Source organism: Pseudomonas sp. RSB 5.4 (genome assembly GCF_037126175.1).
Lineage (GTDB): Bacteria > Pseudomonadota > Gammaproteobacteria > Pseudomonadales > Pseudomonadaceae > Aquipseudomonas > Aquipseudomonas fluorescens_H.
The window spans coordinates 2,406,798-2,429,502 of sequence record NZ_CP146986.1; the positions used below are offsets into that span (position 1 = coordinate 2,406,798).

Annotated in this window: 27 protein-coding genes and 1 tRNA gene; 6 read left to right on the forward strand and 22 right to left on the reverse strand. The window is 57.7% G+C overall.

Annotation, left to right across the window (positions count from 1 at the left end):
• The first annotated feature begins 173 nt into the window (after nt 1-173).
• Nucleotides 174-587 carry a VOC family protein gene (locus tag V9L13_RS10690; protein WP_338802480.1) on the forward strand — a complete coding sequence of 138 codons (414 nt, stop codon included), beginning with the start codon at nt 174-176 and terminating at the stop codon, nt 585-587.
• Nucleotides 588-644: 57 nt separating this feature from the next.
• Here the strand turns inward: V9L13_RS10690 and V9L13_RS10695 are convergent, their stop codons facing one another.
• The 5 genes from V9L13_RS10695 to V9L13_RS10715 all read right to left on the reverse strand — a co-directional run bounded on the left by V9L13_RS10695 (nt 645) and on the right by V9L13_RS10715 (nt 6,032).
• Nucleotides 645-974 carry a hypothetical protein gene (locus tag V9L13_RS10695; protein ID WP_338802482.1) on the reverse strand — a complete coding sequence of 110 codons (330 nt, stop codon included), beginning with the start codon at nt 972-974 and terminating at the stop codon, nt 645-647.
• Nucleotides 975-1,080: 106 nt separating this feature from the next.
• Nucleotides 1,081-2,109, reverse strand: coding sequence for an RNA 3'-terminal phosphate cyclase (gene rtcA, locus V9L13_RS10700; protein ID WP_338802483.1), 1,029 nt, complete (start codon nt 2,107-2,109; stop codon nt 1,081-1,083).
• 8 nt (nt 2,110-2,117) lie between these two features.
• Nucleotides 2,118-2,906 (reverse strand): nucleotidyltransferase domain-containing protein, encoded by a 789-nt coding sequence (locus tag V9L13_RS10705; RefSeq protein ID WP_338802484.1) that lies wholly within the window; start codon nt 2,904-2,906, stop codon nt 2,118-2,120.
• 14 nt (nt 2,907-2,920) lie between these two features.
• Nucleotides 2,921-4,147: an RtcB family protein gene (locus V9L13_RS10710; protein WP_338802485.1), complete on the reverse strand. Its 1,227-nt coding sequence runs from the start codon at nt 4,145-4,147 to the stop codon at nt 2,921-2,923.
• A 337-nt stretch (nt 4,148-4,484) separates the two neighbouring features.
• Complete coding sequence (locus tag V9L13_RS10715; protein WP_338802486.1) at nt 4,485-6,032, reverse strand: RNA-binding protein; 1,548 nt, start codon at nt 6,030-6,032, stop codon at nt 4,485-4,487.
• A gap of 204 nt (nt 6,033-6,236) precedes the next feature.
• On the opposite strand from V9L13_RS10715, the gene rtcR reads away from it, so the two are divergent.
• Together rtcR and V9L13_RS10725 are read left to right on the forward strand one after the other, a co-directional pair.
• Nucleotides 6,237-7,844, forward strand: a complete 1,608-nt coding sequence (rtcR, locus tag V9L13_RS10720; RefSeq protein WP_338802487.1) for an RNA repair transcriptional activator RtcR — start codon at nt 6,237-6,239, stop codon at nt 7,842-7,844.
• Nucleotides 7,845-7,936: 92 nt separating this feature from the next.
• Nucleotides 7,937-8,209 carry a hypothetical protein gene (locus V9L13_RS10725; RefSeq protein WP_338802488.1) on the forward strand — a complete coding sequence of 91 codons (273 nt, stop codon included), beginning with the start codon at nt 7,937-7,939 and terminating at the stop codon, nt 8,207-8,209.
• A gap of 35 nt (nt 8,210-8,244) precedes the next feature.
• On the opposite strand, the gene V9L13_RS10730 is transcribed toward V9L13_RS10725, so the two are convergent.
• The 11 genes from V9L13_RS10730 to thrS all read right to left on the reverse strand — a co-directional run bounded on the left by V9L13_RS10730 (nt 8,245) and on the right by thrS (nt 16,840).
• Complete coding sequence (locus tag V9L13_RS10730; protein ID WP_338802489.1) at nt 8,245-8,664, reverse strand: RDD family protein; 420 nt, start codon at nt 8,662-8,664, stop codon at nt 8,245-8,247.
• Nucleotides 8,665-8,746: 82 nt separating this feature from the next.
• Nucleotides 8,747-9,094: a hypothetical protein gene (locus V9L13_RS10735; RefSeq protein ID WP_098964618.1), complete on the reverse strand. Its 348-nt coding sequence runs from the start codon at nt 9,092-9,094 to the stop codon at nt 8,747-8,749.
• 293 nt (nt 9,095-9,387) lie between these two features.
• Nucleotides 9,388-9,464 (reverse strand) — tRNA-Pro (locus tag V9L13_RS10740).
• Between the two features lie 88 nt (nt 9,465-9,552).
• A complete protein-coding gene (locus V9L13_RS10745) occupies nt 9,553-9,909 on the reverse strand; it encodes a MerR family transcriptional regulator (RefSeq protein WP_003179985.1) in 357 nt (118 codons plus the stop codon).
• Nucleotides 9,890-10,192, reverse strand: a complete 303-nt coding sequence (gene ihfA, locus V9L13_RS10750; protein ID WP_002553164.1) for an integration host factor subunit alpha — start codon at nt 10,190-10,192, stop codon at nt 9,890-9,892. Before ihfA ends, V9L13_RS10745 begins: the two co-directional genes overlap by 20 nt.
• A 3-nt stretch (nt 10,193-10,195) precedes the next feature.
• A complete protein-coding gene (pheT, locus tag V9L13_RS10755) occupies nt 10,196-12,574 on the reverse strand; it encodes a phenylalanine--tRNA ligase subunit beta (RefSeq protein ID WP_338802490.1) in 2,379 nt (792 codons plus the stop codon).
• Between the two features lie 26 nt (nt 12,575-12,600).
• Nucleotides 12,601-13,617, reverse strand: a complete 1,017-nt coding sequence (pheS, locus tag V9L13_RS10760) for a phenylalanine--tRNA ligase subunit alpha (protein WP_003226365.1) — start codon at nt 13,615-13,617, stop codon at nt 12,601-12,603.
• A gap of 109 nt (nt 13,618-13,726) precedes the next feature.
• The gene (rplT, locus tag V9L13_RS10765) at nt 13,727-14,083 is read right to left on the reverse strand and encodes a 50S ribosomal protein L20 (protein ID WP_002553161.1); all 357 of its coding nucleotides are present in this window, start codon (nt 14,081-14,083) and stop codon (nt 13,727-13,729) included.
• Nucleotides 14,084-14,111: 28 nt separating this feature from the next.
• Entirely contained in the window at nt 14,112-14,306 is a 195-nt protein-coding gene (gene rpmI / locus V9L13_RS10770; protein ID WP_002553160.1) for a 50S ribosomal protein L35, read from the reverse strand.
• Between the two features lie 60 nt (nt 14,307-14,366).
• The gene (gene infC, locus V9L13_RS10775) at nt 14,367-14,918 is read right to left on the reverse strand and encodes a translation initiation factor IF-3 (protein ID WP_170929410.1); all 552 of its coding nucleotides are present in this window, start codon (nt 14,916-14,918) and stop codon (nt 14,367-14,369) included.
• Nucleotides 14,918-16,840, reverse strand: coding sequence for a threonine--tRNA ligase (thrS, locus tag V9L13_RS10780; RefSeq protein WP_003226368.1), 1,923 nt, complete (start codon nt 16,838-16,840; stop codon nt 14,918-14,920). Before thrS ends, infC begins: the two co-directional genes overlap by 1 nt.
• A gap of 381 nt (nt 16,841-17,221) precedes the next feature.
• On the opposite strand from thrS, the gene V9L13_RS10785 reads away from it, so the two are divergent.
• Both V9L13_RS10785 and V9L13_RS10790 read left to right on the forward strand, forming a co-directional pair.
• Complete coding sequence (locus tag V9L13_RS10785) at nt 17,222-17,521, forward strand: hypothetical protein (RefSeq protein ID WP_003226370.1); 300 nt, start codon at nt 17,222-17,224, stop codon at nt 17,519-17,521.
• Nucleotides 17,522-17,813: 292 nt separating this feature from the next.
• A complete protein-coding gene (locus tag V9L13_RS10790; protein WP_003179963.1) occupies nt 17,814-18,026 on the forward strand; it encodes a cold-shock protein in 213 nt (70 codons plus the stop codon).
• Nucleotides 18,027-18,098: 72 nt separating this feature from the next.
• On the opposite strand, the gene V9L13_RS10795 is transcribed toward V9L13_RS10790, so the two are convergent.
• Nucleotides 18,099-18,416: an I78 family peptidase inhibitor gene (locus V9L13_RS10795; RefSeq protein WP_007961248.1), complete on the reverse strand. Its 318-nt coding sequence runs from the start codon at nt 18,414-18,416 to the stop codon at nt 18,099-18,101.
• Nucleotides 18,417-18,584: 168 nt separating this feature from the next.
• Nucleotides 18,585-18,890: a hypothetical protein gene (locus tag V9L13_RS10800; protein WP_338802492.1), complete on the reverse strand. Its 306-nt coding sequence runs from the start codon at nt 18,888-18,890 to the stop codon at nt 18,585-18,587.
• 132 nt (nt 18,891-19,022) lie between these two features.
• Here V9L13_RS10800 and V9L13_RS10805 point away from each other — a divergent pair, with 132 nt between their 5' ends.
• A complete protein-coding gene (locus V9L13_RS10805; RefSeq protein ID WP_003226376.1) occupies nt 19,023-19,235 on the forward strand; it encodes a hypothetical protein in 213 nt (70 codons plus the stop codon).
• A 33-nt stretch (nt 19,236-19,268) separates the two neighbouring features.
• Here V9L13_RS10805 and V9L13_RS10810 read toward each other — a convergent pair whose 3' ends face one another.
• Genes V9L13_RS10810 through V9L13_RS10825 form a run of 4 tightly spaced genes read right to left on the reverse strand, consistent with a single transcriptional unit; the run spans nt 19,269 to nt 22,705 of the window.
• Complete coding sequence (locus V9L13_RS10810) at nt 19,269-20,297, reverse strand: nucleoside hydrolase (protein ID WP_338802493.1); 1,029 nt, start codon at nt 20,295-20,297, stop codon at nt 19,269-19,271.
• A 45-nt stretch (nt 20,298-20,342) separates the two neighbouring features.
• The gene (gene rbsD, locus V9L13_RS10815; protein ID WP_338802494.1) at nt 20,343-20,747 is read right to left on the reverse strand and encodes a D-ribose pyranase; all 405 of its coding nucleotides are present in this window, start codon (nt 20,745-20,747) and stop codon (nt 20,343-20,345) included.
• Nucleotides 20,744-21,661 (reverse strand): ribokinase, encoded by a 918-nt coding sequence (rbsK, locus tag V9L13_RS10820; RefSeq protein WP_338802495.1) that lies wholly within the window; start codon nt 21,659-21,661, stop codon nt 20,744-20,746. The genes rbsD and rbsK overlap by 4 nt, the downstream gene beginning before the upstream one ends.
• 24 nt (nt 21,662-21,685) lie before the next feature.
• Complete coding sequence (locus V9L13_RS10825; RefSeq protein WP_338802496.1) at nt 21,686-22,705, reverse strand: LacI family DNA-binding transcriptional regulator; 1,020 nt, start codon at nt 22,703-22,705, stop codon at nt 21,686-21,688.

Sequence of the window (22,705 nt, forward strand, 5' to 3'; positions counted from 1 at the left end):
GTGTCATGGTACTCCGCAGGTTTTATCCGTGCTGAAGCGCGGCGTTTTCAGAAGAAAAACATCTGGAAAAACTCTGGCCGTTGCGGCGTCCAATGCTTTGCTATGGTTTAACCGCCTTTCGCGGAACCTGGCGAACATCGCCTCTCTCCGCACCTACTGCCAGGAACGCCATCATGCGAATCAATCCCTACCTGATCTTCAACGGCAACTGCCGCGAGGCCTTCACCTTTTACGAACAAGCCTTGCAGGGCAAACTCGAAGCAATGATGACCTTCGGCGAAACACCCGCCGCCGAACACGTACCGAAAGAGCACCACCATCTGGTCATCCATACCTGCCTGAAGGTGGGCGACCAGATGATCATGGCCTCCGACACCACGCCTGACCGGCCAACCGGGGGCATGAGCGGTTGCTCGATTTCACTCAACGTCGACAGCATTGCTGAAGCCGAGCGGGTGTTTAATGCGCTGGCCAAGGACGCTCGCGTCGACATGCCGCTGGAAACCACATTCTGGGCCGCCCGTTTCGGCATGCTGGTCGATCGCTTTGGCGTGTCATGGATGGTTAATTGCGAGAGCGACCAGTGACGCTGACATTTCAGCAGACATGAAAAAGCCCAACCTCTTCAGGTCGGGCTTTTTGGTTTATCGCTGGGCCAGCTCATGCCGCACGCATTGTTCGTAATAGGTCTGCTTGACCGCCGCCGGCTTGAGTTTCGACGTGCTGTTGTAGGTCTGCTCGGTAATCCCCATCGCCGTCATGCGCATCCACGGTTGCTGGAACTTGCGCACCTGCAACTGCTTGCGCGCGCCATACAACGAGATCCCCGACAGCTTCGACTGCTGCGCTCCGGCAGCGATGTCCGAGCCCCAGGTACAGGCAAACCGATGACTCTTGCTCAACTCCCTCGCGTCAATGGCTGAAGCGAAGGCAGCCAGGGAAAGCGTTGCAACGGTTATGACAATCGTCCGCATATAGCCAACCTAACCTTTTGAAAAAAGGCGAGTTTGCCGGGGAAGCCCAAGCCTGTGGGCCAGCAAATTGCCGCTTTTCCGAGATTGACCTGTGCCTGCGCCGTGATCAGCGGATACTGCGGACCTCAACCCGCAGACACTCGGCGCCCTCCTCCGAACATTCGATATTCACCAGCAAGAAGCGCTCGATCACCGCGATGTTGCTGTGCAGATGCTCGGTCATCCTTGGGGTGGTGAATGATCCGCCACCGGCCAGCGCCATCGGCAGCAGCAACTGGTCGGCGAGGTGTTCCGCCACCGCAGCGTCACTGCGCAACCAGTCTGCCGCCTGATTGATTGCGCTATCAGCGACCTTCTCCGCCCGTAACAACACCTGGCCAAAGGCACTGAAGACTTCGGTGACCTGCTCGAACACGTACTCCAGCAACAACACATTACCGGGGCCACGCGCCGGATCGAGCGTGATCGACTGCAAGGTTTCCGATGACCAGTTCAGGCGTTTGGCCACCCGATTCAGTTCTCGCTCGGCGACAGTCGGTGCGAGACCGGCCGTCAGCGCCATTGCTTGATGCGACAGCAACGCCCCGCGCTCACACAGATCAAGTCGCGTCAGTTGCGACGGCTGCACCGTGACGTCGATCTCACCACCACCGGCCGGGACGAAGCCGTAACGCAACAGATCCAGCTCAATGCCGGCCCCCATGCGTCGCATCAGCGGCAACCAACTGCGCGTGAGGAAATCGGCAGGCGGCGCCAATGGATTATGCGTACCGCCGCTGATCCGTACGCGACTTGTGCCCGGCGCCTGCAACAACGCCGGCAGCAATGTCTGCAACACCAACATGCAACTACCGGCCGTGCCGATCGAAAACCGGTAATCACCCGAACGAATCGTTCCCGGCTCAAAATACAGCGCCTGCGAGCCCAGCTCCGCTCCCGCGATCCGTGCGCCGCAGACTTCGGCGGCCGCCATCACCGCCGTCAAATGCTGGCGTAACAATCCCGGCCGACTGCGGCGGGCACGAATCTGTTTAATGCGAAACGCCTGGCCCGTCACCATCGACAGGCTCAGCGCGCTGCGCAACACCTGACCGCCGCCAATCGCGCCGTCCAGTTCAATCACTTGCGGTTCCATTTCAATCCTTACGCATACAACCCGACGATGTCCCTGAGGTAGTCATCCAGTTGTCGCGAGTCTTCCTGAGTTCTGAGTAGTGTGGGCACGTCGCGTTCGAGTTCGGCCGTGATGAACCTGTGCAGCGCCGCACGACGCGGGCCGTAGGCGCGCTCGTCGGCATTGCGTTTAAGTGCCAGCAGTTCGTCGACTTCAGCGAGCAGTGCGCGGTCGTCGACCGTGGTCAGCAGGTCGGCGAAGGTCATCGGTGGACGCCCACGCCCCTGATCGATCCAGCGCACCGCCAGCAACGGCCGCAGCACGTAGAAGTACTTCTTGAACCGCACGCTGTCGCCTTGCAGGTACTGGCGAAAGTTGTTTTTCGCCATCGACAGATAGTGGTTGCGGGCTGCCGGCGGGCTGTAGAACGCTTCGGCCAGCTCCCGCAGTTGCGCAACCTGCGCGCTTTCGCTGCGGTATACCAATGGCGAGTCGAGCCACTCCAGCAGCGTCGGGTTGGACTTGCGCAACAACCCGAGGGTCTTGCGCAGTTCCCAGCCGCTGACATCCAGCTCATCGTCCAATGGCCGCTCGATCACATCGCGCGGCGTGTCGACCTGAACGAACCACTGCGGTTTTTCCACATACACAAACCGTACGTCGTAGTCACTATCGGTCGAGGCAAAGCCCCAGGCCCGACTGCCGGACTCACAGGCGTATAACACCGTGACGTTGCGCTCACGCTCTATACGCGCCAACTCTTCCAGTACCCGCGCACGCATCGTGTCGCAAAGCGGGTGGCGTTCTTCGAATTCCATGCTTGCTGCTCCTTTTATCCTTTGACGCACACCACTTGCCGCAGGGTGTGCAGCACTTCCACCAGCTCGCGCTGGGCGTGCATGACTTTGTCGATGTCCTTGTAGGCCATCGGAATTTCGTCGATCACCGCTTCGTCCTTGCGGCACTCCACATGCGCCGTGGCGCGGATCTGATCCTCGACGGTGAAGGTGTTCCTGGCCTTGGTGCGGCTCATGGTCCGGCCGGCGCCGTGGCTGCAGGAGTTGAACGACTCTTCGTTGCCCAGGCCGCGCACAATGAAACTCTTGGCGCCCATCGAGCCCGGAATGATCCCTAGCTCACCTTTCTTCGCCGACACCGCGCCTTTGCGAGTGACCAATACTTCTTCGCCGAAATGCCGCTCTTTCTGCACGTAGTTGTGGTGGCAGTTGACCGCTTCCAGCGCCACCTCGAACGGCTTGCGAATGATCTGGCGCGTGGCCTGAATCACCGCACGCATCATCAGTTCGCGGTTCTGTCTGGCGAAGTCCTGCGCCCAACTCACCGCTTCCACGTAATCATCGAAATGCTGGCTGCCTTCTTCGAAGTACGCCAGGTCGCGATCCGGCAGGTTGGCGATGTGTTGCCGCATATCCGCCTGAGCCATCTGAATGAACAGGTTGCCAATGGCGTTACCGACACCGCGAGAGCCACTGTGCAACATGAACCAGACCCGGTTGGCTTCATCCAGGCACACTTCAATGAAGTGGTTACCGCTGCCGAGCGTGCCCAGATGGCCACGGTTGTTGGTGTTGGCCAGTTTCGGGTACTTGTCGGTGATCAGTTTGAAACGTGGCTGAAGCCCCGCCCAGGCCTGATCGGCTTGCTGCGGAATCTCGTCCCATGCGCCCTTGTCGCGCCGCGAACGGTTCGAACTGCGGCCATGGGGCACCGCTTGCTCGATGGCGCTGCGCAGACCTTGCAGGTTGTCCGGCAGGTCGGCAGCGGTCAGCGACGTGCGTGCGGCGATCATGCCGCAACCGATGTCCACGCCGACGGCCGCCGGGATGATCGCAGCCACCGTCGGAATCACGCTGCCAATGGTCGAGCCCTTGCCCAGATGCACATCCGGCATTACCGCCAGATGCTTGAAGATGAACGGCATCTTTGCGGTGTTCATCAGTTGCTCGCGGGCCTCGGTTTCTACCGGGACGCCTTCGGTCCAGAGTTTGATCGGCTTGCCGTTGGCGACTTCGAGCAGTTGGTAAGTGTGTTCTTTCATTTCTCTATTCTTTATTCGTTGGCCGATGATTCGGCGTTGTTCCGTCATGTGCAGCGACAAAAAAACAGACACTGTGGCTCTGCCAGTCGAGGCCCCCGTTGCCGGGGCGGGATTCGAACCCGCGTTCCGATGGAGTACCTGTTGCATTCGCTGCCTTCTTTTTCAATTAAGGTGGCACGACAAAAGTTGATGACTGTTGCGCGTTGCCGCGCACCGGGGTTAACCGGCCTCAGATGTACAGCCATCAGGCATTCGTGCCGTCACACACGCTGACAAGGGTTTGATGAGACGTCTTGGATGTAGTCCCACCGGCATTCAGCGCCTGTGACAAATCAATTCATTGCATATTCTCGATTGCTTCGACCCAGTGCTGCGCGCCGTAACGGCCGCTGGTGAACTGCTCGACCACATCGAACACTGCATCGCTGAAACCGCCGACATTCAGAATGTCATCGCGGTCCGCCGCCTGCGTTGCATAACCCGGCTGGATATCGATGCACACCAGCCGCGCCTGCGGGTTGATCTGCTTGATGCGCTCCCACTGGCGCATGGTCTCACTGGCACCCTGGCGCCGCGTGTCGATCCAGGACTCGTTGTCCGATACCAGAATCAGCGTATCGACCCTGGCCTTGCTGTCCGCCAGTTTCTTCAGCGGCGCCGAGCAATTGGTGCCGCCGCCAAAGGCCGCGGCCAGTTTCTCCGCGTTGCTGATCACGCTGTCCCGTGGGTTGAGCTGGATATCCACCACCTTCACTTCGAACGGCATCACCCGCGCCGCCGGCTGTTTGCGCAACACCGCTGCCGCGACCAATGCCGCCACATCGATGCAACGCACTGCGGTGGTTGCACCCTGACGATAACCGGTCGCCGGGCTGCCCATCGAACCCGAGACGTCCGGGCAAACCACCACCGCGCCTTCCAGCTTCGGCACGTTGGCCAGCGACAACTCAAGTGCGTCCTGCAATGCCTCGCGGATCTGCAGCGGTACGTTATCGCCAACCATCCGATAAGCCGCCAGCAACTGGTATGGATAAACCCGCGCCTTTGCCACTTCTTGCGGATCTGCAAGTCGCGCTGCCACGTAATCGACGCAACCCGGAACCTCGAACGCGCCATGCCGCGCCAGGGTGTTGAGGTTGATGCGCAACCCCTGCCAGCCCATGTTGCAGGCCTGCGCCGCCCATTGCTCTTTGCTCAGAATTTCGTTGCCGAGCAGTTGAAACGGTACCGCGGGGACTTCGCGACTCGCACCGCTGCGAAATGCCAGCAAATCACGGGTCAACTCGGGCAATGCCTGCACATCCACCGGTTTGCCGATCAGCCAGGCGAAGAACGCTTCGCGCCAGGCCTCAGCCGGCTTTGGGTGAACCATCTTCACCACGTCCGCCAGCGATGGCTGGTTGCCAATCGACGCTTGTAGCAGTTGACGCTCGGTCGCGCCGTTCAGCCAGTTCTGCACCAGACGTTTGGGTTGCGAACCGAGGGATTTGCGTCCGGTGGCGCCACTGCGCAGGATCTGCACGTAGTTGCGCAACATCTTGCCGCTGTCGATCACTTGTTCAAACACCTCAGGTACCAACGTCGAACGGTTCGCCGTTAACGCCGCGAGCAGCAACGCCGGCATGTCTTTCATGTGGCCCTTTTGGCGAGCGTAGACAGCAGCCTTCGCCACGAAACGGCTGTCGAGTTCAGCCACCAGCTTCAACACTTGATCCAGCTGACTTTCAGCGCTGGCGTAAAACGTCTGGTTCAGGCAACCGGTGACTGCCAGTTGAGCCAGTTGATGCTTCGGGGTGTAGGCATATGCCGAGGCACCCGAAGCATTCAAAGTGTCGCAGGCTGGCAGTTGCTTCGATTGCGTGTTGAAGAGTTTGAAGTTGGCCATCGTGGCGTCTCGCTTTGTTGTCCTGTTCGTTGCGATAGGTATTGCAGCGGCTGTGCCAGTTTTTGAAAGCCGTAAAATTTATTTTTTATGTAATTGATTTATAAAGACTTTTTAATTTTTATGGTTTTCTTTTAGCTGAACCAAAGACAAACCCAGCATGAAAAATCTATCATTTGATATCGTCATTTATCTTTTGAGATAGTCATGCCAAACAAACGCACCGTCGCCATCGGTTTTATCGGCGCCACCCTGGACCGCGTTGGCAAGGGCGCCAATCGCTGGAGCCATTGGCGGCCGAGCGTGGGCCTGTGCCAACAACCGGATGTGCTGATCCATCGCCTGGAATTGATTCACGGCATCGACGCGCGCGACATCAGCCTCGCTGAACGGGTTCGCGCCGATATCCAGCAGGTCTCGCCGGAAACCGAAGTCCACCTGCGCCCCATGGCACTGCGCAATCCGTGGGATTTCGAAGAGGTCTACGGCGCCCTGCATGACTTCACAACGGCCTACAGCTTCGATACCGAACATGAGGACTATCTGGTTCACATCACCACCGGCACCCACGTCGCGCAGATTTGCTGGTTCCTGCTGACCGAAGCACGCTATCTGCCGGCGCGCCTGATCCAGACCTCCCCCGCCCGACGCAAAAGCGAAGATGAACAAGCCACCGGCACCCACGCCCTGATCGACCTCGACCTGTCGCGCTATGACCGCATCGCCTCGCGTTTCGCCAACAAACGCCTCGAAGGCCTGGAGTTCTTGAAGTCCGGCATCGCCACCCGTAACACGGCGTTCAACCGCTCCATCGAACAGATAGAGCGCGTCGCGGTGCGCTCCAAGGCGCCCATGCTGCTGATCGGCCCGACCGGCGCCGGCAAATCGTTTCTCGCCCGACGCATCTACGAACTCAAGCGCAGTCGCCATCAAATGCAGGGCCGGTTTGTTGAGGTGAACTGCGCCACCCTGCGTGGCGACGGCGCGATGTCGGCATTGTTTGGTCACGTCAAAGGCGCTTTCACCGGCGCACAGAACGCCCGCGACGGCCTGCTACGGGCAGCGGACGGCGGCATGTTGTTTCTCGATGAAATCGGTGAGCTGGGCGCGGACGAACAGGCGATGCTGCTCAAGGCTATCGAAGAAAAGCGCTTCTTTCCGCTTGGCTCCGACAAGGAAGTCGACAGCGACTTCCTGATCATCGCCGGCACCCATCGCGACCTGCGCAGCCGCGTCGCCGAAGGCCTGTTCCGCGAAGATCTGTACGCGCGGATCAACCTCTGGACATTTGATTTGCCCGGCCTGGCCGGGCGCCGCGAAGACATCGAGCCCAACATCGATTTCGAACTGGAACGCCACGCCCGCGATCACGGCCAGCTAGTGCGCTTCAACCTCGAAGCACGGCGTCGCTACCTCGCCTTCGCCAGCTCTCGGGAAGCGGCATGGCTGGGCAACTTTCGCGAACTGTCAGCGTCGATTACCCGGATGGCCACACTGGCTGACAGCGGACGAATTGATGAGGCGCAAGTGCAGGAAGAAATCGATCGACTGCGTTATGCGTGGGGGCTGACGCAAGCGGACGGGATGTCGGATGAACTACCGGGAGACGCCGAAAGCATGGACCTGTTCGATCGGCTGCAATTGAAGGCGGTACTTGACGTATGCCGGCAGGCAGACAGCCTGTCGGATGCCGGGCGCAGATTGTTTGGGGTATCGCGCCAGGCCAAGGCGCAGCCGAATGATGCAGATCGCTTGAGAAAATACCTGAGCCGGTTCGGGATTGAATGGGCCGACTTGCAAGCCGCAAAATCATAGTCCCCGCCGACTCTACCGCTCGTCCAACAGCAAGCACCTTGGGCCTGTTCATGCCTCCAATGGTTTACCCCCATCGCGCGGAAGACTCAACAATGAACAAGTCGATTGTCACCATGACGCTTGCCAGCCTGCTGTTGACTGGCTCGCTCTTCTCACAGGCCGCGGAGAAATCAGGAACGGTAGAAGCACCCGCCGTCTCACCCGGAGCCAATCAGGCGAACAGCTCCGAGTCCAATGACGAAAAAGCCAATAAAAAGGGCGAAGAAGCGTCAGGTTCAAACTCTGGTGCCGAACCCAAAGAAACCCAGAAAGATGCCGCCACCTCGAGTGACTCGGAGGATATTCAGCAAGATTCGAAACCTTAAAACTTGGGCGACTGCCGCCGCCTCATTTGACTCATCTAAACGCGGATCACAATTGTCGACGCAAGCATGTCGCCCAAGCGTTTGCGCGAGCCAAAGAAGATGAAAATCCAGTCGAGGATATTCAGAAACGGCGTTGTGATGTTGCGGATGAACGATTGATACAGATTGCAGTTCAAGTAGCTACGCTCATCAATCACCGACATCCCCAGCAGCTTCTTACCCAGGCTTTGCCCGTTGGGCATTGCGTCGGAAAACAGGTAATACAACACACCCGTTCCAAGAGCCAATACAGCCACCACATTTGGCGGCAAACCAATAAACTCCGCCAGCCGCCCTACGAAGAGGATCAAAAAGTAGGTGATCAATGTATCGATGATCTGCCCGCCCCAGCGACGGCCCAGCCCTGCGAGATTTTTGGGCTTTTGATATTCACTGCTGGTATTGCTGATTTCCATGCGCCTTCGCTCGATCAGAATTTAGATAACCGGGTATCGGCATCCGATCGCCAATATTTAATGGCGCTTCAGGGGAGTGCGGTCAATCAAACCCACAAGATTGCTCCGAATGAATAGGCTCACTGAAGGTAAAGAAGTAGAACGATATTTTCTCGTCCTCTACGTCTTTTAATTCATATCTGATCCTGTCGAGCCCACGATCGATTCGGGTAACGACGAGCTCCATGAATTGAGTCAGCCCGCCGCCAAAGCCACTTAGATCAAGCGCACTGACATCCTGAAAATTTATAGTGATAGCGCTTTCTGCTGCGTCATCGAGCGACGACATCGTCAAGGCCAGGTTGTACTTGAAGTCTTGAATTTCGATATTCAGCGAAACGACCGCATTGTGCTGAATCAAAAGCGAGTTCAAGCGAGATAACTTATCCATTTTCTTAGAAACCAATGACGGAAAAGATGTGGCCTGCACTTCATTCGTGTATCTGAGCGAGCATCTTCAGCCCTGGCAGGCAGAGTATCAACCCGACATCAGATTGGCTGCGCAGTCGGATCCCGCTTGTCTATCAAGTGATCCAAACTTTTCATCCGGCGACCTTTTTTGCGCGGGTTTTGCGCAGGCACAAAAAAGCCGATCTGGATGATCGGCTTAGATGAAGTCCCGAAAAACTCCCTACGCATGAAAAAGCCCAACTGGCTAGAGTTGGACTAAGTCATTGAATTATATGGTCGGGACGGAGTGATTCGAACACTCGACCCCTAGCACCCCATGCTAGTGCGCTACCGGACTGCGCTACGCCCCGACTGGTTTGAAACCTGCCCTTCATCTCGAAGAGCGCTCAAGAATATAGCGCAAGCTTTTGAAAACTGGAAGTATTCAAACGCAGCTTTTTATTTCTTGAGAACCACCAGTACATCTTCAAGCTCAGCGATCATCTGGCGGATCATTTGCTTGTATTGGGTGGTGTCGTCTTTGGCTTCATCGCCGGACAAACGCAGACGCGCACCGCCGATGGTGAAACCCTGATCGTAAAGGAGCGCGCGGATCTGCCGGATCATCAGCACATCCTGGCGCTGATAATACCGGCGGTTTCCGCGGCGTTTGACGGGGTTGAGTTGAGGAAACTCCTGCTCCCAGTAGCGCAGCACGTGTGGCTTTACTGCACACAGCTCGCTGACTTCACCAATGGTGAAGTAGCGTTTGCCCGGGATGACGGGTAGTTCGTCGTTATGACTTGGTTCCAGCATAAGCCTCAACTCGGGCCTTCAACTTCTGCCCTGGACGAAAGGTGACCACACGGCGAGCCGTGATCGGGATTTCTTCCCCCGTTTTCGGGTTGCGGCCAGGCCGCTGGCGCTTGTCCCGAAGGTCGAAATTGCCGAAACCGGACAATTTGACCTGCTCGTTGTCTTCAAGAGCGTGCCTGATTTCCTCGAAAAACAGTTCAACCAATTCCTTGGCTTCCCGCTTGTTCAGGCCCAGCTCTTCATACAGACGTTCCGCCATCTCAGCTTTCGTCAAAGCCCCCATACGTCACTTCCTTAACGTGGCGTTCAACCTTTGTTCGAGCGAGGTGAGGATATTTTGCGTCGTCGAATTCACCTCATCGTCATTAAGAGTGCGCGATGGATGCTGCCAGGTCAAGCCAACTGCAAGGCTTTTTCTATCAGGATCAATACCTTTACCCTGATACACGTCAAACAGCCTGAGATCCGTGAGCCATTCGCCTGCATTTTCACGAATTACGTCCAATACAGCCGAGGCCGCGACGTCTTTGTGCGCGATCAGCGCAAGGTCACGACGCACTTCAGGAAAACGCGACAACTCGTGGAATTGCGGCATTTTTCCGGAAGCGACTTCAGCCAGAACCAGCTCGAAGACGAAGACCGGACGATCCAGACCCAGGGCCTTGGACAGCTCAGGGTGAATTGCACCGATAAAGCCGACTTCACGCCCGTCACGTTCGATGCGCGCGGTTTGCCCCGGGTGCAGCGCCGGGTGTTTGCCCGGAGCGAAAGTGAAGGTATCCAGAGCACCGGCAAAGCCCAGCACCGCTTCAACATCTGCTTTTACGTCGAAGAAATCGACGGTGTCGCGACCTTGCGCCCAGCCTTCCGGCAGACGGCTGCCGCAAACCACGCCCGACAGCATCGGCTCTTGCTTCAGACCTTCCAACTGACCGACGAAGCGCAGACCGCTTTCGAACAAACGCACGCGATCCTGCTGGCGGTTCAGGTTGTGCTGCAACGCCTTGACCAGACCCGGCCACAGCGAAGAACGCATGGCAGCCATGTCATTGGAAATCGGGTTTGCCAGCAACAGCGGCTCGACGCCCGGATTGAACAGTTCGAACTGTTTCGGATCGATGAAGCTGTAAGTGATCGCTTCCTGATAACCACGAGCTACCAGCAGACGACGCAGCTCAGGCAATTCGCTGCGCGCTTCAGCCTTGGCCTGTGGCGCCAGACGCGCTTGCGGGTAACGAACCGGCAGACGGTTGTAGCCATACAGGCGAGCCAGCTCTTCGATCAGATCGACTTCCAGGCTGATGTCGAAGCGATGGCTTGGCACTTCTACGCGCCACTGCCCTGCTCCGTCAGCGGAAATATTCAGACCCAAGGCGCTGAGCAGACGCTCGACCTGAGCCGAATCCATTTCCATCCCCAGCATCTGGGTGATGCGCTGCGCACGCAGGGTGATCGGCGCGATCGACGGCAGGTGCTGCTCGCTGACGGTCTCTATGATCGGGCCGGCTTCGCCGCCAGTGATTTCCAGCAGCAGGCCGGTGGCGCGCTCCATGGCTTCACGGGCCAGTTGCCAGTCCACGCCGCGCTCGTAACGATGCGAAGCGTCGGTGTGCAGGCCGTAGGAACGAGCCTTGCCTGCCACAGCGATCTGGTCAAAGAAGGCACTTTCCAGGAAAACATCGCGAGTGGTTGCGGACACACCGCTGTGCTCGCCACCCATTACGCCAGCGATTGCCAGAGCACGGGTATGGTCGGCGATTACCAGCGTATCACTACGCAGGCTGACTTCCTGACCGTCGAGCAGCACCAGCTTCTCACCCTCTTCCGCCATGCGTACGCGGATGCCGCCATTGATTTCGGCGAGATCAAAAGCGTGCAGCGGCTGACCCAGCTCGAGCATCACGTAGTTGGTGATGTCGACGGCAGCGTCGATGCTGCGCACATCGGCGCGGCGCAGACGCTCAACCATCCACAACGGGGTTGGTTTGGACAGGTCGACATTGCGGATGACGCGGCCCAGGTAACGCGGGCAAGCGGCAGGCGTCAGCACTTCTACCGAACGCACTTCGTCGTGCGCAGCCGGGATGGTCATGACCACCGGGCGAGCGACCGGCGTGTCGTACAGCGCGCCGACTTCACGGGCCAGACCGGCCAGCGACAGGCAGTCGCCACGGTTCGGGGTCAGGTCAACCTCGATGCTGGCGTCTTCCAGATCCAGATACACACGGAAATCTTCGCCCACCGGCGCATCAGCCGGCAGCTCCATCAGACCGTCATTGCCTTCACCGACCTGCAGCTCGGCTTGCGAGCACAACATGCCGTTGGACTCGACGCCGCGCAGCTTGGCCTTCTTGATCTTGAAGTCGCCCGGCAGTTCGGCACCGATCATGGCGAACGGAATCTTCAGGCCCGGACGCACGTTTGGCGCACCGCACACGACCTGGAAGGTTTCCGCGCCATTGCTGACCTGGCACACACGCAACTTGTCGGCGTCAGGGTGCTGCTCGGTGCTCAGCACCTCGCCCACGACCACGCCGCTGAATACACCGGCGGCCGGGGTCACGCTATCGACCTCCAGACCCGCCATCGACAGACGAGCAACCAGCTCGTCGCGACTTACCTGCGGGCTAACCCAGCCACGCAGCCATTGTTCACTGAATTTCATCCTGCTCTCCTAAGAATTCGTTACGACTAGCGAAATTGCGCGAGGAACCGCAAGTCGTTGTCGAAGAACAGACGCAAGTCGTTCACGCCGTAACGGAGCATCGCCAGACGCTCGACGCCCATGCCGAAGGCAAAACCGGAGAACTCTTCCGGATCGATGCCGGACATGCGCAGCACGTTCGGGTGGACCATGCCGCAGCCCATGACTTCCAGCCAGCCGGTCTGTTTGCAGACGCGGCAGCCTTTACCGCTGCACATCACGCATTCCATGTCGACTTCAGCGGATGGCTCGGTGAACGGGAAGTACGAAGGACGGAAACGTACGGCCAGCTCTTTTTCGAAGAACACCCGCAGGAACTCTTCGATGGTGCCTTTGAGATCGGCGAAATTGATGTCGCGATCGACCAGCAGGCCTTCGACCTGGTGGAACATCGGCGAGTGGGTGATATCGGAGTCACTGCGGTACACACGGCCTGGGCAGACAATGCGGATCGGTGGCTGCTTGGACTCCATGGTGCGGACTTGTACCGGCGAGGTATGGGTGCGCAGCAACATGTTCGCATTGAAATAGAAGGTGTCATGCATCGACCGGGCCGGGTGGTGGCCTGGGATGTTGAGCGCTTCAAAGTTGTGATAGTCGTCTTCGACCTCAGGGCCTTCGGCGATGCCGTAGCCGATGCGGGTGAAGAACTGCTCGACTCGTTCCAGAGTCCGGGTCACCGGATGCAGACCACCGGAGGTCTGACCACGGCCCGGTAACGTCACGTCAATGGATTCGGCAGACAGTTTGGCAGCCAGTTCGGCTTCTTCAAACAGAGCCATGCGCGCATTGAGAACGCCTGTGACACGTTCCTTGGCAACGTTGATCAGGGCGCCGACTTGCGGACGCTCTTCTGCCGGCAAATTCCCCAGGGTCTTCATCACCTGAGTCAATTCACCTTTTTTGCCAAGGTATTGAACCCGGATTTGCTCCAGGGCATTGATATCTTCAGCGCTTTGCACAGCCTCTAGTGCTTGAGAGACCAGCGCATCCAGGTTTTCCATGTACAGACTCCAGATACAAAATAGGGGAAGAGCTTGAAGGCTCTTCCCCTATTTATGACGTTTAACACCTGGCCCCACAGAGGTGAGGCCGGGTGACTGTCGGGGGTACTTAAGCCAAGGTGGCTTTAGCTTTCTCGACAATCGCAGCAAACGCCGCTTTTTCGTTCACTGCCAGATCAGCCAGAACCTTACGGTCGATCTCGATGGACGCTTTTTTCAGGCCAGCAATGAAACGGCTGTAGGACAGACCGTTAACACGAGCACCAGCGTTGATACGAGCGATCCACAGAGCGCGGAACTGACGTTTTTTCTGACGACGGTCACGGTAGGCGTATTGGCCTGCCTTGATTACCGCTTGCTTGGCAACACGGAATACGCGGGAGCGTGCGCCGTAGTAGCCTTTAGCAAGTTTCAGAATTTTTTTGTGACGCTTACGGGCAATGACGCCACGCTTTACACGAGCCATGAGTTACTTCCTCTATTCTTGACTAAAATTAACGAAGGCGCAGCATGCGCTCGACTTTTGCCACGTCAGACGGATGCAGCAAGCTGCTACCGCGCAGTTGACGCTTACGCTTGGTCGACATTTTGGTCAGGATGTGGCTCTTGAAAGCGTGCTTGTGCTTGATACCGTTAGCAGTTTTCAGAAACCGCTTAGCAGCACCACTTTTGGTTTTCATTTTTGGCATGTTCGGATACTCCGCATTCAGTTGATAAACATAATCAGAAGGCCTGCCGTGCCCTGTTGATTACTTCTTCTTTTTCGGGGCGATGACCATGATCAGCTGGCGTCCTTCCATCTTAGGATGCTGTTCGACCGAACCGTACTCGAGCAGGTCAGCTTCAACCCGCTTGAGGAGTTCCATCCCCAGCTCCTGGTGGGCCATCTCACGGCCGCGGAATCGCAAGGATACCTTGGCCCTGTCCCCGTCACTCAGGAAACGTACCAGGTTGCGCAGTTTTACCTGGTAATCCCCTTCCTCCGTCCCTGGACGAAACTTGATTTCTTTTACCTGAATCTGCTTCTGGTTTTTCTTCGCTGCTGCAATCTGCTTCTTCTTTTCGAAGATCGATTTGCCGTAGTCCATCACCCGGCAAACCGGTGGGACTGCGTCAGCAGAGATTTCTACCAGATCAAGCTTTGCTTCTTCAGCAATACGAAGCGCTTCATCAATCGAGACGATGCCAATCTGCTCGCCATCAGCGCCAATTAACCGAACCTCGCGTGCCGAGATATTCTCGTTGATCGGGGCTTTCGGTGCAGCTCGTTTATCTTGTCTCATTTCACGCTTAATAATAATTACTCCGAATCTGGGCGACCACGCCGGGAAACCGCTTGCGCGAGAAACTCAGCGAACTGGGCGACGGGCATCGAGCCCAGGTCAGCACCTTCACGAGTACGCACAGCGACAGTCTGCATCTCGACTTCCTTATCTCCGATAACCAAAAGATAGGGAACCTTGAGCAAAGTATGCTCGCGGATTTTAAAGCCGATCTTTTCATTTCTCAAGTCGGACTTGGCACGAAATCCGCTTTCGTTGAGAGTTTTTTCCACTTCAGCAACAAAATCTGCCTGTTTATCAGTGATATTCATGATCACTGCCTGGGTTGGCGCGAGCCACGCAGGGAATGCACCTTCATAGTGCTCGATCAGAATCCCGACGAAACGCTCGAACGAACCGAGGATCGCCCGGTGCAACATCACTGGGTGCTTGCGACTGTTGTCTTCGGAGACGTATTCGGCGCCAAGACGGACAGGCAGGTTGAAATCGAGCTGCAAAGTACCACATTGCCACACACGACCGAGGCAATCTTTCAGCGAGAATTCGATCTTCGGCCCGTAGAACGCGCCTTCACCCGGCTGCAGATCGTACGGCAGGCCAGCACTATCAAGGGCAGCAGCCAGTGCCGCTTCGGCGCGATCCCACAACTCGTCGGAACCCACGCGCTTTTCCGGACGAGTGGACAGCTTCATCTCGACGTCGGTGAAGCCGAAGTCGCGGTAAACGTCCATGGTCAGCTTGATGAACGCTGCGGATTCGGCCTGCATCTGCTCTTCGGTGCAGAAAATATGGGCGTCATCCTGAGTGAACGCACGCACACGCATGATGCCGTGCAGCGCACCCGACGGCTCGTTACGATGGCAGGCACCGAACTCGGCCAGACGCATCGGCAACTCGCGGTAGCTCTTCAGGCCCTGGTTGAACACCTGCACGTGGCATGGGCAGTTCATCGGCTTGATGGCGTAGTCGCGGCTTTCCGACTCGGTGGTGAACATGTTGTCGGCGTAGTTGGCCCAGTGCCCGGATTTCTCCCACAGGCTGCGATCAACCACTTGCGGCGTCTTGATCTCAAGGTAGCCGTTGTCACGCTGCACCTTGCGCATGTACTGCTCGAGCACTTGATACAGGGTCCAGCCGTTCGGGTGCCAGAACACCATGCCCGGCGCTTCTTCCTGGGTGTGGAACAGGCCCAGGCGCTTGCCGATCTTGCGGTGATCGCGCTTTTCCGCTTCTTCGATGCGCTGGATGTAAGCCGCCAGCTGCTTCTTGTCCGCCCAGGCAGTACCGTAAACGCGCTGCAATTGCTCGTTCTTGGCATCACCGCGCCAGTAGGCACCGGACAACTTGGTCAGCTTGAAGGATTTCAGGAAACGAGTGTTCGGCACGTGCGGACCGCGGCACATGTCGACGTATTCTTCGTGGTAATACAGGCCCATGGCCTGCTCGTTCGGCATGTCTTCGACCAGCCGCAGCTTGTAGTCTTCACCACGGGCCTTGAACACTTCGATCACTTCGGCACGCGGAGTGACTTTCTTGATGACGTCGTAATCTTTGTCGATCAGCTGATGCATACGCTGTTCGATGGCGGCCATGTCGTCCGGAGTGAAAGGACGCTCGAAGGCTATGTCGTAATAGAAGCCTTCGTCGATGACCGGACCGATGACCATTTTGGCCGTCGGGTACAGCTGCTTGACCGCGTGGCCAACCAGGTGCGCGCAAGAGTGGCGAATGATCTCCAGCCCCTCTTCATCCTTTGGCGTGATGATTTGCAGCGTCGCGTCGCTGTCGATGATGTCACAGGCGTCGACCAGCTTGCCGTTGACCTTGCCGGCCACGGTGGCCTTGGCCAGACCGGCACCAATGGATGCGGCGACCTCGGCTACGGAAACCGGGTGATCGAATGAACGTTGACTGCCGTCGGGAAGAGTAATAGTTGGCATGGCGCCTCCTCTCCTAGTGGTGACCCCCACCAAAGGTCACGTGGGTTGGGATGAGCCAGTACAAGATCCGATCCAGGCCATTCAATGACGAACGCCTGCCTTACAGCGGCAGGAGCCTTGCGGCCAACCGGAAAACCGAACCAGAGTGACTGGGATTCAAATCAGAATATTCGCACGCTGACCGCTGCCGGGGCTGAAGGCCGTCCGGAGCCTGAGAACGCTTGAGCCCGGCATGCTAGCACAGATGAGCGGTCATCGACGTCATCGAATTGAGGTGTTGCTGATTTGCGCATTTTTGCGGCGCGAAGTGAACTTGGGATATACGCTTTGCCTCAAATAAGCTGAGAATCGTCGCCGATATCAACCCAAGGAGTTTCCGACATGCGCCTTATCCGACTTTTTGCTTTCGCGGCCCCGCTGGCCCTGCTGCTGCCGCTGAGTGCCAACGCGGCTTGGCCTGCCGGCGTCAAAGCCCAGTACATGAACGACTGCACCGCCGCAGCCAGCAAGAGCGTCAATCCGGCCGAAGCCAATAAGCACTGTGCTTGCGGTGCCGACGTTCTGGAAAAGAAATTCACCACGCAAGAGATCGCACAGCTGATGGACAAGAACACCCCGCCGAGTGGTGAACTGGGTCAGCGCGCATTGAAAGAAATCTCGGTTTGCCGCGTGCAGAAATAAGCGCTGACGAATGTTTTTTCGGGCGTCCAGCAGGCTGAAAACCGCCAAAAAGACCCCGAAATCGATAATTTACGCAGGTTTTATAGCTTTTTTTACACCCTCTTCACTCGGCTGAAAGCCACTGAAACCGGGGCTTGCAGACATTTCAGAGGTTGAAATCAATGCAATATGAAAGCAAACAGCACGTCCGGGGGGCTACCAAAGCGAACATTTCGACTATGATACTCCGGTGTGCCCAGTTGGCCTGAGCAGCACAGTACTACTGAAAATATATGTTTCTTGGAGATACACCATGTCTAATCGCCAAACCGGCACCGTTAAATGGTTCAACGATGAAAAAGGCTTCGGCTTCATCACTCCTCAAGGTGGCGGTGACGACCTGTTCGTACACTTCAAAGCTATCGAATCCGACGGTTTCAAAAGCCTGAAAGAAGGCCAGACCGTCTCTTTCGTGGCTGAGAAAGGCCAAAAGGGTATGCAAGCTGCACAAGTTCGCCCAGAGTAATTTCCCGGCGCACTAAAAAAACCCCGTCCATGTGACGGGGTTTTTTATGCCTGCAACAAAAGCGGTCAGCGATCAGCCGCAGTTGACGCGGGTGACTACCAGGTTGTTGTCGGTATTCAGATTCAAGCGATCGGAACGATACTCCAGAGTAATCATGTCCGTTGGCTTGAGGAATCGAGCGTTTTGCGCGCCAGCCTTGGCACGAGCCTGATCGAGCAATTCCGGCGAAGCCTTTTTCCCGATGGCAAATTCCGCTGCCTTTGCTTCACAGCGGCTATGACCGGCATCGGTCGCCACAGGATCCTTTGCCGACTCGCTGGAGGTTGTGCTGCAACCGGCCAACATGGCAACGGCCATAAGTGCACCCAGAGACGCGAACTTCAAAGGCATGAAGCCTCCTTTTTTCAAATGGTTAAGCTGAGATCGTGCGACCGCCAATCTGGCGTTTGGTTTCACAACAAGTGCTGCCACCCTGCCCCACAATCCGGAAAAACGCCGAGTCTGCCTGAAGTGCGGGCACCGCATCCTCACGCAATCGTCACCGAATATTAACGAAGCTCAATAGACGTCGATGTAATCGAGCGGCGGATTTGGCCAGTTTTCCTTGAGGGCGTTGAAAATCTGCATTACCCAGACCTCATCACTGGCCGCAACATTGCCGACGTACCCCGAACCCTTGGCCCAGGTTTCCAGACGAAACAGCAGGCCATCGATGTCCTGCCCGCCCGTCACACCAGAAGAAATATAGGCAATCCCCCCCTTGGTCACGCGCAACTGCGTGTGCACATCATCGCTGGCCGACGCCAGCAACTGGCGCACAGCGTCGAGTGTGAGGCCGTCGGGGGTGTTCAAATCGATCTGCACAGCACATTCCTTGGATCAGCCGGAAAAGACCAAGTGTCGCATAGCGTCACGCTCATGCCTAAGTCGCAGTGCCAAACGCCCGACAAAGTGGTTAACTCAGGCACAGACATTCCCGACTTTTCGAGCACATTCATGAGCACTGTAAGCATCAACGCCGACATCAAGGTTCTTTGGCCAAAGGGGCACAGTTCATATAGCCCTGGCAGTTCGGAGGAGCTGGCGTTGATCAGCATCGATCTGCTGGTCAAGACCATGGGAACACAAGGTGCGCAGACGTTTATCGCCCAGATTTTCGAACGCTATCAGCACGAGCACAAGGGCGCGCAGGACACCGAGAGGGAGTAACGACCCGCAGGCTGGCACCTGCGGGTCACAGCCTTACTTCAAGCGTTTCAGACGCTCGGTCAGCAGATCAAAAAAGCCCTGGGCATCGCCGTTCTCGACCCAGAATGCATTCTTCGGTTGTTTCAGGCCATCGTACCAGTCGACGACAGTCTGGCCAAAGGTGATCCCTTCACGGCTGTCGATGGCCACGTTCACCGAGCGACCGGTGAACAGCTCAGGCTTGAGCAGGTAAGCGATGACGGTCGCGTCATGCACCGGGCCACCCGGAATACCGTAGTGCTCCATGTCACCCTTGATGTACTCGTTGAGGATGTCGCCAACAATCTTGCTCGCGTGGTTGTTCAACGCAGCAATCTGCTTCAGACGTGCGTCGCTGGTGAGGATCTTGTGGGTCACGTCCAGCGGCAGGTAGGTCAGCTTCACGCCACTCTTGAGCACCACTTCCGCCGCTTGCGGGTCGGCGAACAGGTTGAATTCGGCCACCGGGGTGATGTTGCCGCCATTGAATTGCGCGCCCCCCATGATCACCACTTCCTTGATGCCATTAACGATCTCAGGCTCCTGGATCAGCGCCAGCGCAAGGTTGGTCTGCGGGCCGAGCATGGCGATGGTGATGCTGTGCGGCTTGGCTTTTTTCAGAGTGTCGATCAGGTAGTTGACCGCATTACCTTCGGCCAGGCCCTTTTTCGGCTCATGCACGGCGACACCCGACAGGCCTTCCTTGCCATGGATGTTCTCGGCGTAGATCGGCGTACGCATCAGTGGCTTCGGCGCACCGGCATAGACCGGAACATCTTCGCGCCCTGCCCACTCGCGAGCCAGGCGCGCGTTACGCGAAGTCTTGTCGAGGCGCACGTTGCCGGCCACGGTGGTCAGTGCGCGAATGTTCAGTTCATCCGGCGATGCCAGGGCGAACAGCAAGGCGACCACGTCGTCGGCACCCGGATCGGTGTCGATGATCAGGTCGATCTTTTCAGCAGCCTGAGCGCCGGTGGCGGTAATAAAAGACAAAAGCAGCAGACTCCGAAGCAATTGGTGGAGTTTTTGAGCATAGCGGTGCATGGCGCATTCCTTGTGCTGATGAAAATGAAAGGGTCGAAAACCCGATTAGAACGTTACCCCGGCCACCAGCACGATGTTGCAGTACGGCTGACATTCGCCTGTACGAACAATCGCCCGTGCCTGTCGGCTGAGAACCTTGAATTGCTCATGAGTCAGCAGATCGCGCCGACCGAGAGCGCCCTCTTCTTGCAACTCGTCCAGCACGGCCAGTGCAGTCGGCTGCTTGTCGAGGATTTCGTTGGCCAGCACATGGCGCTCCACCTGCATCTCACTGAGCACGACTTTCAGCGTGCCGATGAAATCCGGAACACCGTGGGTCAGCGCCAGATCGATCAGCTCGACACCTGGCGGTACCGGCAGTCCGGCATCACCGATGACTACCATGTCGCCATGGCCCAGGGAGGCGATCAGCCGCGACAACGCGACGTTGAGCAGTGGAGTCTTTTTCATGCGGGTTTGAACGCCTGTACGTCGGACATCGTTGGAATGGAAGGTTGTGCGCCGGCCCGGGTCACAGACAATGCTGCCGCGATCTGTCCGTAACGGATTGCCTCGGCCTCGGATTTGCCACTGGCGAGCGCCGCGGCAAAACCGCCGACGAAGGTATCGCCCGCAGCGGTGGTATCGACGGCCTTCACTTTCGGCGCCGGGAAATGCTCGAACCCTTTGCCATTGGCAAACAGTGAACCTTGCGCACCGAGGGTAATGATGACCTTGCCCGCGCCCATTGCGATCAACTGACTGGCAGCGCTCTCTGCGCTCTGCAGCGAATCGACCGGCAACCCGCTCAACGCAGCAGCTTCACTTTCGTTGGGGATCAGGTAGTCAATGGCGGCAAACCAGTCTGCCGGCAGCGGACGACTGGCCGGCGCCGGATTGAGGATCACGGTCTTGCCCAGCGCACGTGCGCGCTTGAGCGCATGACCCACCGTCGCATCCGGGATCTCCAGCTGACAGATAACCACGTCGGCCGCCTGCAGCACCGCATCAAAGCGGTCAATCACGGCCGGGGTCATTGCACCGTTGGCGCCGGCGACGATCACGATGGCATTCTGACTGTTGTCATCCACCACGATCAGCGCCACACCACTGGAATCCTCAACCGTGCTCACCGCGTGACAATCGATCTGCTCGGCCAGCAACGCGTCGCGCAATTGCACGCCGTAGTCATCGTTGCCAACACAGCCGACCATCGCCACTTTTGCACCCAGACGCGCAGCAGCGACTGCCTGATTGGCGCCCTTGCCGCCGGACACGGTGGCAAAGGAATGACCGATCAGCGTCTCCCCACCCTTGGGCAGCCGTGGCGCCCGGGTGACCAGGTCCATGTTCAGGCTGCCTATTACCACTACATTTGCTGGCATACATCACTACTCGTCAATTCGGTTTCAGCGGTACTCGGTGAACACGCCAGACAACGGCGCAGTCGATTCGCGCAAGACAATACTCGGGGTCACGATCCGTTGATCGGTGACCAGGCTCGGGGTAGCAATCCTTCGCAGCAGCACTTCGGCAGCCATTTCGCCCAACTGCAGGATCGACTGGCCGACGGTGGTCAGCGCCGGGTACACATAGCGGCTCATCTGGATATCGTCGAAACCGATCACCGACAGTTCGCTTGGCACGCGCACATTGCGCTCCGCCGCCGCACGCAGCACACCGATACCGATCATGTCGTTACCGGCGAAGATCGCGCTCGGCGGATTGCTTTGGAGCAGGACCGCCGCTGCGTTGTAGCCGCCGGTACTGGTGAAATCGCTTTCCAGTATGCGCTCGGGGCGCACTGTGATCCCCGCCTCCTTCAGCGCCCGACAAAAACCGGCCTGACGCATTTGCGCCACGCTGGTACTCGACGGACCACCGATGGTGGCGATGTCACGATGCCCCAACTCCAGCAGGTGACGGGTCGCCAGATAGGCGCCATATTCATGATCAATGCGCACCAGATCCGCATCCACGCCTTCAAGCCCCCGGTCGACGATGACCATCGGCGTTTTCACGCCCGCCAGCCCTTGTGCCAGACCGGTATCGCCACCCGCGGAGGCGACGATCAGACCGTCGATGCGCTTTTCCAGCAGCACACGCAAATAGCTGCGCTGTTTTTCCGGGTTGTCATCAGAGTTGCAGAGGATCACGCAGTAGCCGTTACGCTCGCAGTAATCCTCGATACCCCGCGCCAACTCGGCAAAATACGGGTTGAGGCTGTTGGGCACCAATAAGCCAATGGTCGCAGTAGTCTTGGCCTTCAGCGAGCGCGCCACCGCACTCGGCACGTAATCGAGGGTTTTGATGGCCGCCTCGACCTTCAGCCGCACTTCCTGACTGACCGGGCGGGTCTTGTTCACCACGTGAGAAACCGTGGTGTAGGAAATCCCCGCGAGCGCCGCCACATCCTTGATCGTTGCCAT